We start from the raw sequence: 17326 nt of genomic DNA on the forward strand, positions 1-17326 counted from the left end.
AATCAATGTGCGACATCCGCAGTTGTTACCACGTAAATAACGTCCCAGTTGGCTGGAACCGTCAAAAGACTGTGTATAGTGTGAAGCGCCGGAGGGGGCGCCTACGCAATGAAAACCGGAACGCCGGTAAGTCATGACTACTCGCGCCTGCGCGCGCGGGTCCGCATGCCGGCTTGCCTGGGCCGAAGCTGACATGGAAGCAGGCGTCCGTCCGCGGCGTGATGCCCGCTTGGTCTGACAAGGGAGAAGATACCATGGCGTCCGATGCAACCGGAACCTCTCAAGACAACACCGCTGACGGCGCCGATACACAAGCGACGAAGAGGAATCCGCTGCGCCGGGTCGCCCTTGTCGTGCTGCTGCTGGCTTGCCTCTTGTTCGTGGTAGCGGTCTTCATGGAAAGGCGAACGCCTTCTTCATCGCAGGCGACGGTCAGCGCGTATGTCGTCGGTATTGCGCCGGAGGTCACCGGCCGGGTCATCGAAGTGGGCGTGGCTGACAACAGCGGCGTGAAGCCTGGCCAGATGCTGTTTCGCATCGATCCGCAGCAATACCAACTGGCCGTCGCGGAGGCCGAAGCACGGCTTGCCCGAGTGGGTCAGACGATCGGCGCTTCGACAGCCTCCGTCGATGCCGTCCAGGCACGCCTCGTGGAAGCAAGGGCAATTCGCGACAACGTCCAGGACCAGGCCAGCCGGGCCATGGAACTCGTCAAGCGCGGCGTCTATGCCAAGGCGAAGTACGATGAGGCGAAGGCGGCGGTGGACCAGGCAAATGCCTCGGTCGTCGCCGCTGAAGCGGACCTCAAGAAGGCGCAGGAAGAGCTTGGACCCGCCGGCGCCGACAATCCGCAACTGAAAGAGTCGCTCGCCGCGCTTGAACGCGCGCAGCTTGATCTCTTACGCACCACGGTCCTGGCGCCGGCGGAGGGCGTCGTCACCAACCTGCAGCTTTCCGTCGGAGGCGTTGTCAGCGCCGGCCAGAGCGCCATGACCTTCATCGACGTCGGCACGGTGTGGATCACCGCAGCGTTCAAGGAAAACAGCCTCGAAAACGTCGCAGCCGGCAACCACGCGGACGTCTTGTTCGACCTCTTGCCTGGCCAGGTTTTTGGGGCGACGGTCGAGAGCGTCGGGATGGGCGTGGCGCAGGGAAGCGTCGACCCCAAGACCGGGTTGCCGAAGATCTCCACTGAAAGCGGATGGGTGAGAACGCCACAGAGCTTTCCGGTCCGCCTGATCCTCGACGAGGGCAGGCCGAAGGGTGTGCGCTACGGGTCGCAGGTGAACGTGGTGATCTACACCGGCGACAATCCGGTGACCAACGCGATAGGCCGCATCTGGATGCGCGTGTTGTCGGTCCTGACCTATGTCAGCTGACGGCGACCTTGCGCACGCCAATGCCAAGCGCAAGGGTCTGCGCATCGCGCTGGCCGTAGCCGTCGGCTTCACGTGGTCGGTTCTGTCGGGGGCGATCCTCCCCTTTCTGGGACCATTGTTCGCGGCGCAGTTCCTGATCTCCAGTTCCCGCCCGCTGCAGCTGAAACAGGCCCTGGGAATGGCGATCCTCATTGTTGTTGCCGGCGCGCTTCTGCAGGCCGTCGCGGTGCTGACAGGCGACCGGCCGCCGGTCCTGTTGCTGCTGCTCGGGCTCGTCTATTTCGTGTGTTTCTACCTGCAGGCGAACGGCAAGGGTGGCGGGGCGATCTTTCTTGTCCTGGTGGTCGCCGTGATGGTGCCGCTGCTGACAGTGCTCAATCGCGATCTCGGCGATTCCATCCTGTCCATCCTTGTACAAGGCGTGGTCAGCGGAGCGATCCTGATGTGGATTGCCCATGCGATCATACCCGACCGAGGCAGCACCGATGTTCAGGCCCCGGTTCCTGCTGCAAACCCTCGCGCCGCGCGTTATGCTGCCGCAAATGCCACCATTCTGCTGATCGCCGTGCTGGCTTGCCTGACACGGGACGGCCTTGCCACGGCGATCGTCATTCCGATCACGGTCGCATCGCTGCTGTCACAGCTCGATGTCATCGCAAGTGCGAGGGCGGCGTTCGGCCTCGTCATGGTCAATCTCCTCGGAGGCGTGGTTGCATCGTTTGCGTTCGCATTGCTGCAGGTTCATCCCACGACCGCCTCGCTGTTTGTCCTGGTGCTGCTCGCCGGCCTGGTCTTCGGCGGCCGCGCCGCGCTGAGCAATCCTGCCGCCAAGCTCTACGCGGGCGCGCTGACAATCTTCCTCATCCTGTTTGGAACCGGCGTCTCGCCCTTGCCGGGATCGGCAGCGGAATCCTTTGCCACGCGGGTCAACTACATACTTGTGGCTGTCGCCTATACGATCTTCATGACGGCGTTGCTCTGGCCAGGACCGAGGCGCGGCGCTGAAGACAGGGTGTCGTCATAAAGCGCTTATGACCGCTCGGGCCGTATGTCTTTTCCGTTTCATCCCGGCCTCGCCTTAGCGGTATTCCGCTCCGCCGAAGCAGCCGAGCAAAGGCCTGGCCGATCGCCATCGAAGTCGCCGGCCGGCACGCCTGCTTCGGCGCCCAAAGAGACCTCATCGTTGGGACGCAGCCGATCCTCCGCGTCGCGCCTCGAACGCTATTATTGACGCGGACATTCGATCCGAAAGATGGCCTCGATCTCGACTGATCCGTTGGCAGGGTTTCCCAGTTCTGCACGTAGCATACAGTTACTTACCTTCCGCATCGGCAGGTAATGCGCCAACGTAACGCCAAGGCAAGTAGCATTCGCCCGGACTCGGCGACAGAACATCGCTGACCACCAGGTTCACATACCTTGGAGGGACGACAATGGAGATCAGGTTTCCGCGCTGGCCCGTTGGCACCGTGGCCATAATGGCGTTCTTGATGTGCTCAGGTCCTGCCTCTTTCGCGGTCGCCCAGGATCAGCCCGCTGCTACAGCTGGCGCAGCGGCCACCCAAGCCCCCGAACCGCTCGACGAGGATGAACTCGAAATCTTGGTGGCGCGAATTGCGCTCTACCCCGATGAACTTGTCGCGGTCATTTCCGAAGCGTCGCTTTATCCATTGCAGATCGTGGAAGCGAGCCGGTTTTTGGATCAGGTCGCCAAGAAGCCTGGCCTGAAACCGAAGGAAAGCTGGGACGGCAGCGTCATCTCACTGCTCAACTATCCCGACATCGTCAAAATGATGAGCGACGATCTGGAGTGGACCCAGTCGCTTGGCGACGCACTGACGTATCAGCAAAAAGATGTTCTGGTCGCCATACAGCAGTTGCGCGACACGGCTGTCGCCAAAGGCGTGATCAAGTCCGATGACAAGATCAAGGTTGTCGAGGAGAACGACAATGTCGTCATCCGGTCCGCTAGCGCGGACAAGGTCTATGTTCCACGATATGAGCCTGAAATGCTCTATGCCACCGACTATCCGGTTGCTCCGATCTCCTATTATCCAGACCCCTACCCAAGTTATTATTATCCCACCGCGCCCTATTTCGCGGCCTTCGTGACTGGCGCCGTCTGGGCAGCGGCGGTGGACTGGAATGGTGGGGGTGTGTGGGGAGGGCGCTGGAACGGCAACGATATCGATATCGACTGCAACAACTGCTTCAACAACATAAACGGCAAGGTCAATTTCAATGACGTCGACTGGAAAAACGTCGACCGTTCCAAGATAAGTTTCGACAAAAACCAATTCACCAAGATCGACAATACGAGCATCGGCAATCGCGTTAAAACGAACGATCGCAATAATATGCGCGACAAGGCATCCGAATTGAGGAGAGGCCAGATCAGCGCGCTGCCTGGGAATTCGGCGAAGATGAAAGACATCCGCCAACGCCAAATCAAACAAGGCCTGAAAGCCAAGCCAGCAACAAGGCCGGATCTCAAGAGGCCAACTAACACCAGGCCAATTGACCGTCCTGCGATCAAAGCCTCTGGGAAAATTAATCGTCCGGTCGGCAAGCCGAGGCCCGCAGCGAGAGTGGACAACAGACCGAGGAATCCTTCGGGTCTTGGCAACGTCAGCTCGGGAAAACGTCAGCAGATAGCCTCCAACCGCGGTGCGAGAAGCATGGGAGGCGGAATTCGCAGCGGTGGCGGCGGCGGCCACAAGATGATCAGACAGGGTGGTGGCAGGCAGGGCGCTGGCGGGCGCGGCGGTGGCGGGCGCGGCGGTGGCGGGCGCAGGCGTTGATAAGTTTGGCGAGAGGAAAACCGACATGAAAACGTCCGTCCGGAGTCTTGTTCTACGTTCGCTGCTCGGTGCCGGAATGATCTTCAGCATTGGCGCGGGATCCGCAAGTTTTGCCGGCGCGCAGGAGGTGCACAGCCTCTCGGATTACGTGGCCAAGAAAGGCCCGCCGCTTTTCGATGATCCTTCAGCGGCGGTGGAAGCGTTCAAGTCGGTCCTGGCGAAGGATGATTTCGATGGACTGGCCGGACTGCTTGGGCTGGATGCCGCGAAGCTGCGGACAAGCGAAGGCGTGATGGATACCTACGCGCAGATCCGGCAAGGCGCTGCGAAGACGGTGATCGTGCGCGATCTTGGCGACCGCAAGGAACTCGATATTGGCGACAAGCTATGGACGCTGCCATTCCCGATCACCAAGGGTAAGGACGGCAAATGGGCCTTCGATACCCAGGCTGGCATTGAAGAGATCATCAACCGGCGTGTCGGCGAAAATGAGATCGCGGCGATCGAAACGGTCCGCGCCTACGTGGACGCTCAACGTGACTACGCTGCCGAAGACCACGATGGCGATGGCGTGCTGGAATACGCCCAGAAGCTGATCAGCAGCGAGGGCCATGCCGACGGACTGTATTGGCCATCCGACGAGACCAATGGCGTTAGTCCGGCAGGCGATTTCATCAACCAGGCAGCTCTCGACAAGGCAAAGAAGAGCAATGGCTATTTTGGCTATCGCTTCCGTATCCTGACGGGCCAGGGCAAGAATATCGCCGGTGGCGCCTACAACTACGTCATCAACGGCAACATGATTGCTGGTTTCGCGCTTCTGGCCTGGCCTGTGAAATATGCCGAGACGGGCGTCAAAACTTTTGAGGTCAATCAGCAAGGTATTGTCTACGAGGCCGACCTGGGCCCGAACACGGAGGCTGTGGCTGGAGGGATAAAGCTGTTCAATCCCGATGACAAATGGCAGGTGACCGGTGACTAAACCGTATGCCCTGTTGCCGATCCTGGCCCCGCTGCCAAAGGCACCTTCATGATCAACCAGAATTGGTGGCTCACGACCCTGCTGACAAAGCAGTTTAAATATTGTCCGCCACTAAATCGGTCGATCAAGTGCGACGTGTTGATCGTTGGCGGAGGAATGAGCGGCATAAGTGCGGCGGTGGAATTCCTGCAAAAGGGGTTCAGCGTCGTCCTGATCGAAAAGAATATCGTTGGCGGAAGTTCTTCGGGCCGCAGTGCCGGTTTCTTGACCCCGGACAGTGAACTGGAATTGCACCAGCTGGTTCGTAGATACGGAACCGATGCCGCGCGGGAAATATGGGAGATGCCCTGTCGTGGAATTGATCGCATCGTGCAGGCCATCAAGAAGAACGATGTTGAGTGCGGGTTGCTCGAACAGGATTCGCTCTTTCTAGGCCTTGGCAAGAGCGGGGAGGAAGCGGTCGTATCCGAAAGGGAATGCAGAGAGAGTGTAGGGTTTACGGATCAGAAAACCTACGATGCGAAGGAGCTGAAGGGCATTCTCGGTGCCGAGGGGTTCAGCGCCGGGATTCGGTACACTGGAACTTATGGCATCAACCCGTTGCTGTGTTTGCAAGGTTTCAAAGACATCCTTATCGACCAGGGCATGCAGGTCTTCGAAAGCACAGAGATGGTGCGGATTGAGGACCACACGGCATATACGCACGGAGGCAGTGTCACAGCAGACCGCATCATAATCGCGGTCGATAAGCTGGCGAGCTCCGTCAGTCCCTTGGCCGAGGAAATCTTTCATGCCCAGACGTTCATGAGCGTCACGGAACCCTTGACGGATAGGGAACTCGGCCTGCTGTTCCCGGGCGGAAAACAGATGCAGTGCTGGGATTCCAAGCTCGTCTATTCCTATTTCAGATTGACAGGCGATAACCGGCTTTTGTTGGGAGGCGGAAGCGCCATAACCACTTTTCTTCCGGGTGCCTATAATGGCCATTCAGTCATCAGGAATGTGATCAAGGATTTCAAGACGCATTTCCCCTTCCTGAAGGATTTGAACTTTAATCAATTCTGGCCCGGCCTCATCGATACGTCCCGGGATTTGCTCCCCATCATCGTGAAGCCACCGGCACAGCCGCACCTGCAGTTCATTCTTGGGATTGTGGGTCTGCCTTGGGCTGCGTTCTCCGGTAGTTTTGCAGCCAGAAACATTCTGGACGAAGCCGCCGAGGACTACGAGAAGTACTACCCATATTTTTCAAACCGTCGGCACTTTGCGCTTCCCAGTGGATTGGGAAAGATAATCGGCAAGCCAGCGCTTTTTTCTCTCACGAACAGCTGGGCGAAATTCTGGCAGGTGGACGCAAAGCGAAAGCCGGTCTCGATGAAGGATGAGTTTTAGCGACGTTGTGCCCATTCGAGGCTTGAAGATTGACGGGTTGGAGAAGTTCATCCGCCAGCAGGAAGCGGCTGGGATCGCTCATTGCAACGGGCGAGAAAGCCTTGCGAAAAGCAACAGACGCGGTGTGAAAGATATCGTAAAATGTGGACGTCTCTCGTCGCCGTTATTGCTGTTTTTGCCGTGGGTGGTTCGACTTTCGCTGCGAGCGTAGTCAACAAGGACAGCGAGATTCGCACGCTGAACGTAACGGATGGCGGCCGCAAGATGAAGCTGCCGCTGCATCCCGGCGAAACCGTGGAATTCTGCCCGAACGGTTGTTTCGTCACCTGGCCTAATGGTGACCTTGAGGCCTTGACCGGCTCGGAAACTATCGAGATTTCGGGCGGCGTCGCCCGGATCAAGTAAAGTCGGCGGCATGAGGAGTAGGTTTCGACGACGGGCGGCCCCGCTGCACTCCGAGCCGAAACGTTACGACACATGCCAGCAGTTGCGCAAAACAGAGGGTTCCGATACTTCATTTGGCAGTGTGGAGCGGCATGCCCATCAGTCCTCGGGGGCCACTATCGTGGCAGTCTGTATCGACTGATCGCATGGCGACAACGGTATTAGCCACCTTGTCGAGGTTGCACACTTGGGGGGCGTTTTGAGAACCGGCGTTACAAGTAAGTTGAAAGTCGGGCGTGCCACCAGCGCATTGCTCGCCTTTGCATTGGTCGGCCTGCTTTTCGGCTGCGCGTCCCGCCCGAAGAATGTCTTGGTGCCAGTGGCCGATACGTCCCCGTCATCCAGCAAGGTGGAGATGCTGGTGACGACGACGCGGGCTCGATCTGCCAATCCGGCCGAAATGTATACGGGCGAGCGCGGAAGCGCTCCGTCTTTTGCGGACATCACGGTGTCGATCCCACCGGCGTCCGTGCGCAAGGTCGGCGAGGTCGCCTGGCCCAAGAAGCTGCCCTCAAACCCTGCAACCGATTTCGCGGTTGTCAAAGCCGAGGAATTGACACGGGATGGCGCGAAGGAGTGGCTGCACGCCTCCGTCAGGAAGAGCCCGGACCACAGCGTGCTGGTCTTCGTCCATGGCTTCAACAATCGCTTCGAGGACTCCCTTTATCGCTTTGCGCAAATCGCCAAGGATACCGGCACCGACAGCGCTCCGATTTTGGTCACATGGCCTTCCCGAGGCAGTACACTGGCTTATGGCTACGATCGCGAGAGCACCAACTACACGCGAGATGCGCTCGAGACGCTGTTCCAGTACCTGGCGCGCGATCCCGACGTAAAAGAGGTTTCGATCCTCGCCCATTCGATGGGCAATTGGCTTGCTTTGGAATCCTTGCGCCAGATGGCCATCCGCAATGGCGGCCTGCCGGCGAAGTTCAAGAACGTCATGCTGGCCGCGCCTGACGTCGATGTCGACGTGTTTCGCACTCAGATTGCCGACATGGGCAAACAGCACCCCCAGTTCACCCTCTTTGTCTCGCAAGATGACCGGGCGCTTGCATTTTCTCGACGGGTTTGGGGCAACATCCCCCGGCTCGGCTCTATCAATCCGGAAGAGGCTCCCTACAAGGAAGAACTTGCCAGCGAGAATGTAACCGTCATCGATCTGACGAAGGTCAAATCCGGCGACAGTCTGAATCATGGCAAGTTCGCCTCGTCACCGCAGATCGTGCAATTGATTGGAACGCGGATGGCTGCCGGCCAGACCCTGACCGACAGCAGGGTGGGCCTTGGCGACACCATCGTGCAAGCGACGACCGGTGCGGCATCGGCGGCTGGCAGCGCTGCAGGCTTGGTGATTGCGGCTCCGGTTGCAATGGTCGATCAGAACACCAGGGAAAACTACGGCAATGAGGTCGAGAACCTGACCGGCTCTCCAAGCAGTAAGAAGACGAATGCTGCCAGCAAGAATTGCAACCTGCCGGCAGCATCCACAAAAGGGTGCAAGAAATAGCGATTCAACGAAACCAAGGCGGCAGCGAAGCTTATTGATGTCTCATCTCGAAGTTGCTTGAACGTTTCGTGAGAATGGAATTCAGAGGGCAGAGAGCGAGCCCACACCTGAAGCGACGCTTCTGCTGTTCCCATCTGGCTGGAGGGAAATGAATGCCTCGCATCGCTCGGATATTGCTCGCTATCATCCTGTCACTAGCCATTGCGATTTTGACTGCCTGGGCCGGACTTGCCATGTGGTATCGCCTGCCTGCGGCAGAGCTTGGACGGGCTGTGGCCTGCGCCCTTTTTATCTTGTTCGGCATCGGCACCGTCATTGCCCTCTTCAGCCGTTTTCGCTTCAGGGCGTTCGTCCTGTTTCTCGCTGCGTTCGCTGCGGTTCTGGTTTGGTGGAGCACCATCAAGCCTTTGGGCGACGCCGACTGGGCGCCAGATGTAGCCCGTCAGGTAACCGGGACGCGCGACGGAAACCTGTTGACGCTGAAAGACGTGCGCGACTTCGAATGGCGCAGCGACACCGATTTCACCGAACGTTGGACAAGCCGGACCTACGACCTTTCCACCGTTCAGAGCGCCGACCTCTTCATGTCCTATTGGGCTGGACCGAAAATGGCCCATGTCATCATGAGCTTCGGCTTCTCCGACGGTGAATATCTTGCTTGGTCTATCGAGGTGCGGCGTCGTATCGGTGGCGAGTTTTCGCCCATAGCGGACCTGTTCAAGAGCAGTCCCCTGGTCATTATCGCGGCCGACGAGCGAGACGTGGTCGGCGTCAGGTCAAATGTTCGGGGAGAGGATGTCCAGATCTATCGGCTGAAAGCGTCGCCTGACGCGGCCCGGGCGCTTCTGCTGGAATACGTCTCGGACGCAAATGCGCTTTCCACGAAGCCTGCATTCTACAATTCCATCACGACGAACTGCACGACGACGATCGTCAAGATGATGCGAGCGGTCGGCGACGCCGTTCCCCTCGACTGGCGCCTTATCGTCAACGGCTATCTTCCCGAGTATGCGTACGACCGGGGTGCGCTCGACACGCGCTTGCCATTGTCGACCTTGCGGGAGTTGGCACACATAGACGACCGTGCTCGGAAGTCGGGCCTGTCGCCGGATTTTTCGAGATTGATCCGGGTTGGTGTGCCGTCTCCTCGCCTTGGCTATTGATCTGGGAAGGGCCTTGCTGGTGAGATCGAAGCGCCAAGGGAGCCGTCTCGCTGATCTCGCATTGGTGGTAAGCTGGTCGAGCAGCGCAGTTGTTATTTTGCATCGCCGAAGACGTTTAGCCATTCGCCGAAGCGAGATTGGTGGTGACGATGATGGAGGCGCTCGAAGACTTCGAGACGGGAGTTGAGGCGATGACCGCGAACCATGTTGAATTCTCGGAACTTGTAACGCTGATCATTGGTTTGATTGCGTTGGTCGCGGGAACCCGCATCCGTCAAATGGTTCCAGTGCTCAAACGCATCGACATGCCCAACGCCGTGATCGGTGCCATGATAGTGGCTCTGCTGGTTCTCCTTGCTCAGGCCATGTTCGCAACCGAGGTCGCCTTCGGCACAAAGCTCCGCGATCTTCTGTTGCTTGTCTTCTTCACGACGATCGGCCTGTCGGCGAAGTTGAACGCGCTGCGGGCTGGTGGCCGTCCGTTGGTCATCCTTTGCGCGGTGACAGTGCTTCTGTTGGTCTGCCAGAATCTGGTTGGCATCGGTGTCGCTACGGCTTGGGGTGCACACCCCTTCTACGGGCTCCTTGCCGGGAGCCTTTCCTTCGTCGGTGGGCCGGGGACAGCCCTTGCCTGGGCGAAGGAGGCGGAGGCCGTCGGGCTTCAGAACGCGCAAACGGTCGGGGCAGGAGCGGCGACTCTTGCTGTCATCACCGGCGCACTGGTGTCGGGACCCATTACCGGCTGGCTGATCGGGCGTCACAAACTCTCCCCGGTTGCGGCACCGCAGACCGAGGTCTCCTTCGCCGAGCCGCAAAAAGAGACACCGGCAGCAGTTCAGGAGGATCGCTCAAACCTTGAGAGTATTCTGGCGACCATCCTGATTATTGCGGTATCGGTCCTTCTTGGCGACAAGCTCAACAGCTGGGCCAAGGATGCAGGATTGTTGCTGCCTGGCTTCCTGTCGGCGATGCTCGCGGGAGTTTTCCTGACGAACCTTGTCGACTGGACCCGCTTCCGGCTGGATTTCGAGCCAATCCAAAAGGGCGGCGAGGTCGCTCTGAACCTGTTTCTGGTGCTCAGCCTTATGAGCACAAAGCTGATCGCCGTTGCCGCTATCCTCGGACCACTTTTCGTCAATGTGGTGCTGCAGATCATCGTCATCGTCGCGATTGCCTGTTCTGTTCCGGTTGCTGGGCCGTGACTATGAGGCAGCGGTTACGGTCGGTGGTTTCCTCGGCTTCGGGATATCTTCAATGCCCGTTGCGATGGCGACCATGGACGAGGTGGCGCGCCGCTACGGACCCGCCCCGAAGGCGTTCTTGCTGATCACCCTCGCAGGATCCTTCTTTGTCGATCTTGCCAATGCGCTCGTTGCGAAGGCATTCCTGGCGTTACCACTTTTCGACATGAAGGCCCTGGGCATCGCAGGGCACTGATTTCCGACAAATGCGGTCGAATGGGCGGCAAGCTGTCGACTGGCCTAGCGACGCCGCTAGCCGCCCCAAAGCGGACTCGCTATGCTTATCGCAAGGTCTGTCGGCCCCATAGGCAGCGGCGATCTTCGCGCGGTTCAAAAGCAACAGGCGAATGCGCATTGGGCGCAGCTGGTTTGCTGCTCGTTCAGATCGAACAACTCGCCCAGCGGATCAATTTGCACCTGGCGCTGGGCGGCAGTATTGAGACGCAACCGCAGTCCACCGCAGAGACCCGCCATGAATGATACTGCCACTACCGATGCGACTGGTCGATCGGATAACGCCGCTGCTGACACGCATCGGAAGGCGCTGGAGGTCAATCTCGACGCAACGAGTTTCGGCTCGTTCGCCGAGATCGGCGCGGGTCAGGAAGTGGCGCGATGGTTTCTGCGCGTTGGCGCCGCGTCTGGCACGGTGGCCAAGACCGTCTCAGCCTACGACAAGGAAGTGAGCGACGACCTTTACGGCTCCGGAACACGCTATGTGTCCAGGCAGCGGCTTGAGACGATGCTCGATTATGAATGGAAATCGCTTGTGCAACAGATCGGTGGCACGCGTGGCAAAGATACGCGCTTGTTTGCTTTCGTCGATACCATCGCCGCCCGCAACTTTGCGGGCACCAACGATTGCCACGGCTGGATCGGCGTCCGCTTTCAGGATCACCCGCGGGCTGAGGCGAGCGACATTCTGCTGCACGTAAACCTTCGCGATAATGCCAACCTGCTTCAGCAAGAGGCGGTGGGCATTCTCGGTGTGAACCTGCTGCATGCGCTGCTGAATGAGCGGGCAGCCCCCGGCGATTTGCCCGCGAGGATGTTCGACAGCCTTGCAAATGATCGCCTCGAAATTGATCAGATCGTGATGCGAGGCCGCGCGTTCGCGGGTTGCGACATGCGCGAACTGTACATGGCCTTGGCACGCGACGGCAGGGCTGAGGCGGTGACGCTGGACAGTGATGGAGTGGCCGTCGCTGCGAACGAGTTTCTCTATAAGAAGTCTGTGGCCATCGTACCGTTGGCGAGCGACCCACGCGACGACCTTTCACCTGAAGCGATTGCGGCGTGCCTGGAAACGCTCCGCCGCGAGGTCGCCGGGAATCCTGAGGTGAAGGATGTCATCGATGTGCGCCTGATGGTCGTCGATGCTGATACTCCGCTGCCTGCAATGGGCAAGGGCACGGCGATGATGATGCGGCACCGCCAGTTGTACCGCGCCACCGCATTCGTGCGTCGATACACACAGGCGCCTTTGCGTTTTGCCGTGCCGCTGCCTGCGTTGATACGGGTTTTCGACGATGTGAGATACCAGCACCTGGAAGGCCGCCTGCTCGAGGGTATCGCGCGGCTTTTCGGCTCCAACGTACGTGTACTGGCCTATCCATGCCCTCGCGAGGAGTTGCTTCCCCTGCTCGAAACTGAGTTGGGACGCGGATGGGAGGTTGACGATGGCCGGCAATGGATAACTGCCGATCAGTTGCGCCCCGCACCGCCGCTGCGGCATCTTTATGAATATCTGCTGGCCAGTGGCTTCCTGGTTGCGATACCTCACAGCTAGCGGTGGTATGTCTGCAAACTTCTCAACACTCCCACTCTGTTACGATGAAACCACTACCGTCGATTGGGTTATTGTCGTTTGGCAGCGTACTGCTTACCGTGAGGTGTTCGAACAGAGAGCTGCGTGAGATGTTGGTGTTCCGGAAGTCGAGCAGAAGAAAGCCACAAGAAACGCCTGATAGGCAGCGTAAATCAATTGTTCTTACGAGCATAGCCGAACCATCATTGGTGATCGTCGTGGAGTCGTCGGCAGAGCATGGGAGCCATGGCGTGTTCGACCGCCTGATCGCCAACGGATTTCATATGACCTTGCACGACGATTGAAGGCCGTGAGGCCGACCACAGCGAGAGGAAACGAAGGCACTGAAATTGGGTTCGAAAATAGCTGCGAAATAGACGCGCCATGCACGATGGTGTGAAGCGAACCTCAAGGAGATCGATTGAAGCTCGGTTCCGCACACCGATAGACGCGGCATTGACCGTCGCGTGTCGGGACCGAGGCGGCGGTCGGCACGTCCGGCCAGTCGCATTCGTTGCCGAACTGGCGGACGTATCTATCGTAGGTGTTGCGGCCGGTGGTCAGAACCACCGAGCGATGGCTTTTGATCTGGGCCTGCGTCTGTTCGCAGGTCATCACGCGTGTGTCCGGTCGCGCATCGGCGACACTCGTGACACAAACTGCCATCCCGGCAAGAAAGGCGATCGACCGACTTTTCATGGCCAACACAACGGAATTCCTGATCGATGAATATGGACCGGTCCTGGGAAACAGCAAGGATATTTCGGCCGACGATGGTGCAGGGATCGAGGCCGTCGGGTTGCCGGTTTTACTGTGCCGGGGTCATCGCGAACTCGCCGGCGCCAATCGCGAACTGCTCGTCGATGAGGCGCTGGTACGCGACGCGTACGGTGCCGCGCGAGACGCCGAGCTGAGCGGCCATGTCACGCCAGGAAGGCAGCTTTGCTCCTGGGTCTAGCCGCCCGTCTCGATGGCGTCCCGAACCGCCCGGTAGATCTGCGTCACCAGCGGCGTCCTTGCGGTGCGGTCGAGATGGATGGACACAGTGGCCATGGCGCAACCATCATTCCCGCCAATCTTGGTCCTGTTTCATGACCAGAGCGGGACCTATCTACCGGCCATCGCCTCGTGACAAATGACGGAGGAGACAATTCCGATGAAGGCAATCGTCGTAATGGATCAGGCCGCGGGAACGGCCGGGATGAAGCTAGTGGAACGCCCCGAGCCACAGGCGGCTATAAACGACGTCGTGGTTCAGGTTCATGCGTCGGGGTTCGTCCCGACTGAACTGACATGGCCCTCGACCTGGACTGATCGCGTCGACCGTGACCGAACGCCATCGATCCCCGGGCACGAGCTGGCCGGAGTGGTCACCGCCCTCGGCTACGGCACGACGGGACTGTCGGTGGGCCAGCGGGTGTTCGGCCTCGCCGATTGGTATCGCGACGGCACCCTGGCGGAGTATGTGGCCGTCGAGGCACGTAACCTCGCGCCTCTGCCGGGCGACGTCGACTTTACGGTAGGCGCCAGTTTGCCGATCTCGGGCCTGACGGCGTGGCAGGGTCTGTTCGACCACGGCCGCCTTCGGGCCGGATGGAGCGTCCTTGCGCACGGTGCGGCCGGCGCAGTCGGGTCGATGGTGACGCAACTTGCACGAGAGGCCGGCGCCTACGTCATTGGTACCGGACGCTCTGCCGACCGCCAGAAGGCGCTCGGCTTCGGCGCGAACGAGTTCGTCGACCTCGAGAACGACGCACTGGAAGACGTCGGCGGCGTCGATCTGGTGTTCGATGTCATCGGCGACGACATCCAGAAGCGGTCCGCGAGCCTGATACGAGCCGGAGGAACACTGGTGACCGTCGTCGGGCCGCCCGAGGCGCAGCCCGCAAATGGCCTGGCGGTCGACTTCGTTGTCGAGTCCGATCGTGCCCAACTGAGTGAGATCGTCCAGCGGGTGCGGGATGGGCGACTGCGGACGAACATCGGCACCATCTCGAGCCTCGACGATGCCGTTTCCGCCTTCAACCCGACCGAGCGACGCTCGGGGAAGACGATCATCCGCGTTCGTCCGTGAGCGACACGCGCCTATCGATGCACGCGGCCCCGGCCGGCGCTATCCGGATCGGCCGGGTGCCGCAGGCAATCGATGGGCGCCAAGGGCCGTATCTGAATCTATGATCCCTTCACGATTCTCGGTTTGGTCGGTCGTCGGGATTGAGCGGCGCTCTCGAGGGCCAAGGCCAGCCGCTTCTCGTCTTCGATGGCGCGATCGACTGCCTCGATTTCCTCTTGGAGCGCCTTCAGCTCGGCTCCGTAACTGGAGCCGTCGCTGTCCCCGATCTGAAAGCCACTTGCCCGCATTGCGTCGCGAGTATGGTGCACGTTGCGGACTCCCTCGCGTCGAGTCGCGACCAGGATTTCTCTGAACTCATCAAGACGTTCAACATGATTGCGAGTCATTGCGTTCTCCTATTTCGTCGTCATTCGTCGCCGACGGCCACTCAGAATGGCGGAACCTTGCGGCGCAGAAGGTCTAAGTGACTACAGGAGATACTCTCGACAAAGCATGAGTGCGGAAGCTCAAATTTGAACGTCTTGCAATAACGCGGAGCGCGGCAGGCGGCTTGGGACCACGACCGATCACTGTCTAGGCGCTAGACTCTTCGACCGAGCGCAGCCCATCTGCTGCTCGTCGTCCGATCCGCTTGTCGCTGTTCCGTCAGTGATATTACACGACTTAGGCGGCAGCTCTGCGCCTCAAATCGGTCCTTCAGCGAGTCCGACCCCGAAACCGGTCGGTCGTCCATCCTCGACTCCGCGCAGTGCCAACCATTTTCTGAGCCTTGGGTTGACCGATCCCCCGGCCCGCTTGTGAGCGCGACCGGGGGCGGTGCGGCCTTCCTCCTGAAGCGTGGACTATTTCATCAACGGAGTTCACAATAAATAAGTTGGTAGGCCGCAACTTGGTTGGGGAAGCGACCGATGAGGTTCTGGGCCATTGTTGTAGGGTTGCTTTTGCTGACTGCGACTGACCTGTTGCGGGCAAATGTCTTCGCCGCCGACCGCGTTGCCCTGGTTATCGGCAACGGCAAATATGTCCATCAGCCGGCGCTGCCCAACCCTGCACGCGATGCGCGACTGATGGCCGAGGTGTTGCGCAAGGCAAAGTTCGAAGTCATCGAAGGGATCGACCTGGACTACGCCGGCATGCGCGATCTGCTGAACAAGTTTACCGAGGCCTCGTACGAGGCAGATACGGCGCTGATCTACTATGCCGGCCATGGCATGCAGGTGAACGGCAAGAACTATTTGATTCCGGTTGATGCGGACCTGACGTCTCCAGCGCGCCTCAAGACACGCACCGTCCAGACGGACGAGTTGCTGTCCTCCCTGCCGCCTGATCCGGCCGTCGGCATTATCATTCTGGACGCCTGCCGCGACAACCCCATGGCGAGGACGCTTGCGACTTCGCTGCCAAAGAGCCGCTCGACCACGGCGCCCGGTCTGGCACCGATCGACATCAGCACCGCGGATGTCGGCAGCGGCGGGGTGTTGATCGCATTTGCGACCGACCCCGGCGCAGTGTCCTATGACGGCATCGGCGGCAACAGTCCCTATACGGCCTCTCTTGTCAAACATCTGGCAGAGCCCGGCGTCGATATTCAGAGTGCGCTGACCCGTGTGCGGGGTGAGGTGACGGCGGAGACCAATGGGCGCCAGCGGCCCTGGTATAATGCCTCGCTCGGCCGCGAGGTCTTCATCGGGCCGGCAGCAGCTGAAACCGCGCTCGCGCCTGTGCAGGATCCCGGCAGCAACTCCACGAGCGAGTCCGCTCAGCCGGACCCGCGCGGATGGGAAGTCGAGCAGCGCGTGTGGGATCAAGCCTCGAAACGCGACGCGGTCGAATACTACGAAGCCTATCTGAAGCAGTTTCCAAATGGCGTGTTCGCTGACCTGGCGCGTCTCAACGTCAAACATCTCAAAAAGGCATCAGTTGTCGCCAATGTGGAAGAAGATGTGTCGAGGACCGGCATAGCTGGCGAAACTTCGCCAGGTACTGCCGATCGCGAAAACGAGGCCGGCACGGAATTGACGGAAAGTGCCGTCGGGCTCGATCGCCCGAAAAAAATCGATCTTGAGGAGAGGCTGATGGCGATCGGCTATGACCTGAACGTTGCGGATGGCACCTTTGGCGCCGCGACGCGCCGGGCCATTGGCCTCTGGCAGAAGGAAAACGGTCTTTCCCCCACTACCTTCCTTACGCGCAAACAGTATGTTCGCCTGAAACTCGATTCCGATGACGCCGTGAGGAGCTACCGCGCCCAGCGAGCATCAGAAGCGAAAGCGCTAAAAGAGGAAAGCGCTACTCCGCAAAAGACACGCAAGCCCGCGTCGCCAGCCCGCGCGAAGCCGAGACGTGAACAACAACGCCAGGCGATAAAACCGGCGCAGAAGGCAGAGTCAAAGGCGGCCTCGCAAGTGCCGTCCGGCGGACAGTCTTCCAAGTTCCGCACCTGCAGAATCCTACACGGCTACGTCCGGGTTCCCGCGTCCGAGAGATGTCCGGACTAGGAAGGCAGCTGATGGTTTTAGTTTAGAGTGACACG

16 protein-coding genes and 1 pseudogene are annotated in these 17326 nt (G+C 59.6%); 14 read left to right on the plus strand and 3 right to left on the minus strand.

The features are described from left to right. Window positions 1–254: 254 nt before the first annotated feature. The 12 genes and pseudogenes from AC1DYO_RS11690 to AC1DYO_RS11745 all read left to right on the plus strand — a co-directional run bounded on the left by AC1DYO_RS11690 (window position 255) and on the right by AC1DYO_RS11745 (window position 12701). Window positions 255–1379 (plus strand): HlyD family secretion protein, encoded by a 1125-nt coding sequence (locus AC1DYO_RS11690; protein WP_477263267.1) that lies wholly within the window; start codon window positions 255–257, stop codon window positions 1377–1379. Next, window positions 1369–2403, plus strand: coding sequence for a DUF2955 domain-containing protein (locus AC1DYO_RS11695; RefSeq protein WP_477263269.1), 1035 nt, complete (start codon window positions 1369–1371; stop codon window positions 2401–2403). Before AC1DYO_RS11690 ends, AC1DYO_RS11695 begins: the two co-directional genes overlap by 11 nt. Window positions 2404–2812: 409 nt before the next feature. Continuing rightward, the gene (locus AC1DYO_RS11700) at window positions 2813–4180 is read left to right on the plus strand and encodes a DUF3300 domain-containing protein (RefSeq protein ID WP_477263271.1); all 1368 of its coding nucleotides are present in this window, start codon (window positions 2813–2815) and stop codon (window positions 4178–4180) included. A 25-nt stretch (window positions 4181–4205) separates the two neighbouring features. Then, window positions 4206–5162: a DUF2950 domain-containing protein gene (locus AC1DYO_RS11705; protein ID WP_477263326.1), complete on the plus strand. Its 957-nt coding sequence runs from the start codon at window positions 4206–4208 to the stop codon at window positions 5160–5162. Between the two features lie 48 nt (window positions 5163–5210). Then, window positions 5211–6554 (plus strand): NAD(P)/FAD-dependent oxidoreductase, encoded by a 1344-nt coding sequence (locus AC1DYO_RS11710; RefSeq protein WP_477263273.1) that lies wholly within the window; start codon window positions 5211–5213, stop codon window positions 6552–6554. 141 nt (window positions 6555–6695) lie between these two features. Next, window positions 6696–6959, plus strand: coding sequence for a hypothetical protein (locus AC1DYO_RS11715; RefSeq protein ID WP_477263275.1), 264 nt, complete (start codon window positions 6696–6698; stop codon window positions 6957–6959). Between the two features lie 262 nt (window positions 6960–7221). Further along, window positions 7222–8508 carry an alpha/beta hydrolase gene (locus AC1DYO_RS11720; protein WP_477263328.1) on the plus strand — a complete coding sequence of 429 codons (1287 nt, stop codon included), beginning with the start codon at window positions 7222–7224 and terminating at the stop codon, window positions 8506–8508. 152 nt (window positions 8509–8660) lie between these two features. Next, window positions 8661–9671 (plus strand): Lnb N-terminal periplasmic domain-containing protein, encoded by a 1011-nt coding sequence (locus AC1DYO_RS11725; RefSeq protein WP_477263277.1) that lies wholly within the window; start codon window positions 8661–8663, stop codon window positions 9669–9671. A 191-nt stretch (window positions 9672–9862) separates the two neighbouring features. Continuing rightward, window positions 9863–10916: pseudogene (locus AC1DYO_RS11730) on the plus strand (sodium/glutamate symporter); the annotation flags it as partial. 9 nt (window positions 10917–10925) lie between these two features. After that, complete coding sequence (locus AC1DYO_RS11735; RefSeq protein ID WP_477263331.1) at window positions 10926–11108, plus strand: hypothetical protein; 183 nt, start codon at window positions 10926–10928, stop codon at window positions 11106–11108. A 158-nt stretch (window positions 11109–11266) separates the two neighbouring features. After that, window positions 11267–11392, plus strand: a complete 126-nt coding sequence (locus AC1DYO_RS11740) for a hypothetical protein (protein ID WP_477263279.1) — start codon at window positions 11267–11269, stop codon at window positions 11390–11392. Further along, the gene (locus AC1DYO_RS11745) at window positions 11385–12701 is read left to right on the plus strand and encodes a hypothetical protein (RefSeq protein ID WP_477263281.1); all 1317 of its coding nucleotides are present in this window, start codon (window positions 11385–11387) and stop codon (window positions 12699–12701) included. Before AC1DYO_RS11740 ends, AC1DYO_RS11745 begins: the two co-directional genes overlap by 8 nt. A 426-nt stretch (window positions 12702–13127) precedes the next feature. Here AC1DYO_RS11745 and AC1DYO_RS11750 read toward each other — a convergent pair whose 3' ends face one another. Then, the gene (locus AC1DYO_RS11750; protein ID WP_477263330.1) at window positions 13128–13418 is read right to left on the minus strand and encodes a hypothetical protein; all 291 of its coding nucleotides are present in this window, start codon (window positions 13416–13418) and stop codon (window positions 13128–13130) included. Window positions 13419–13527: 109 nt separating this feature from the next. Beyond that, window positions 13528–13641, minus strand: coding sequence for a hypothetical protein (locus AC1DYO_RS11755; protein ID WP_477263283.1), 114 nt, complete (start codon window positions 13639–13641; stop codon window positions 13528–13530). Window positions 13642–13875: 234 nt separating this feature from the next. Between AC1DYO_RS11755 and AC1DYO_RS11760 the strand changes: the two genes are divergently transcribed. Then, on the plus strand, window positions 13876–14793 hold the full coding sequence (locus tag AC1DYO_RS11760; protein ID WP_477263285.1) for an NADP-dependent oxidoreductase: 918 nt from the start codon (window positions 13876–13878) through the stop codon (window positions 14791–14793). Window positions 14794–14891: 98 nt separating this feature from the next. On the opposite strand, the gene AC1DYO_RS11765 is transcribed toward AC1DYO_RS11760, so the two are convergent. After that, on the minus strand, window positions 14892–15179 hold the full coding sequence (locus AC1DYO_RS11765) for a hypothetical protein (RefSeq protein WP_181058196.1): 288 nt from the start codon (window positions 15177–15179) through the stop codon (window positions 14892–14894). A 522-nt stretch (window positions 15180–15701) separates the two neighbouring features. Here AC1DYO_RS11765 and AC1DYO_RS11770 point away from each other — a divergent pair. Next, entirely contained in the window at window positions 15702–17291 is a 1590-nt protein-coding gene (locus tag AC1DYO_RS11770; RefSeq protein ID WP_477263287.1) for a caspase family protein, read from the plus strand. Window positions 17292–17326: the final 35 nt, after the last annotated feature.

It is taken from the genome of Mesorhizobium sp. P2_F5 (assembly GCF_056403715.1).

Excerpts from the sequence above, each read along its gene's own strand:
- AC1DYO_RS11750 (WP_477263330.1), bottom strand. The coding sequence starts at position 13,418 with ATGAAAAGTCGGTCGATCGCCTTTCTTGCCGGGATGGCAGTTTGTGTC.
- AC1DYO_RS11690 (WP_477263267.1), top strand. The coding sequence starts at position 255 with ATGGCGTCCGATGCAACCGGAACCTCTCAAGACAACACCGCTGACGGC.
- AC1DYO_RS11755 (WP_477263283.1), bottom strand. The coding sequence starts at position 13,641 with ATGGCCGCTCAGCTCGGCGTCTCGCGCGGCACCGTACGCGTCGCGTAC.
- AC1DYO_RS11700 (WP_477263271.1), top strand. The coding sequence starts at position 2,813 with ATGGAGATCAGGTTTCCGCGCTGGCCCGTTGGCACCGTGGCCATAATG.
- AC1DYO_RS11760 (WP_477263285.1), top strand. The coding sequence starts at position 13,876 with ATGAAGGCAATCGTCGTAATGGATCAGGCCGCGGGAACGGCCGGGATG.
- AC1DYO_RS11695 (WP_477263269.1), top strand. The coding sequence starts at position 1,369 with ATGTCAGCTGACGGCGACCTTGCGCACGCCAATGCCAAGCGCAAGGGT.
- AC1DYO_RS11705 (WP_477263326.1), top strand. The coding sequence starts at position 4,206 with ATGAAAACGTCCGTCCGGAGTCTTGTTCTACGTTCGCTGCTCGGTGCC.
- AC1DYO_RS11725 (WP_477263277.1), top strand. The coding sequence starts at position 8,661 with ATGCCTCGCATCGCTCGGATATTGCTCGCTATCATCCTGTCACTAGCC.
- AC1DYO_RS11770 (WP_477263287.1), top strand. The coding sequence starts at position 15,702 with ATGAGGTTCTGGGCCATTGTTGTAGGGTTGCTTTTGCTGACTGCGACT.
- AC1DYO_RS11735 (WP_477263331.1), top strand. The coding sequence starts at position 10,926 with ATGCCCGTTGCGATGGCGACCATGGACGAGGTGGCGCGCCGCTACGGA.
- AC1DYO_RS11715 (WP_477263275.1), top strand. The coding sequence starts at position 6,696 with ATGTGGACGTCTCTCGTCGCCGTTATTGCTGTTTTTGCCGTGGGTGGT.
- AC1DYO_RS11710 (WP_477263273.1), top strand. The coding sequence starts at position 5,211 with ATGATCAACCAGAATTGGTGGCTCACGACCCTGCTGACAAAGCAGTTT.
- AC1DYO_RS11745 (WP_477263281.1), top strand. The coding sequence starts at position 11,385 with ATGAATGATACTGCCACTACCGATGCGACTGGTCGATCGGATAACGCC.
- AC1DYO_RS11765 (WP_181058196.1), bottom strand. The coding sequence starts at position 15,179 with ATGACTCGCAATCATGTTGAACGTCTTGATGAGTTCAGAGAAATCCTG.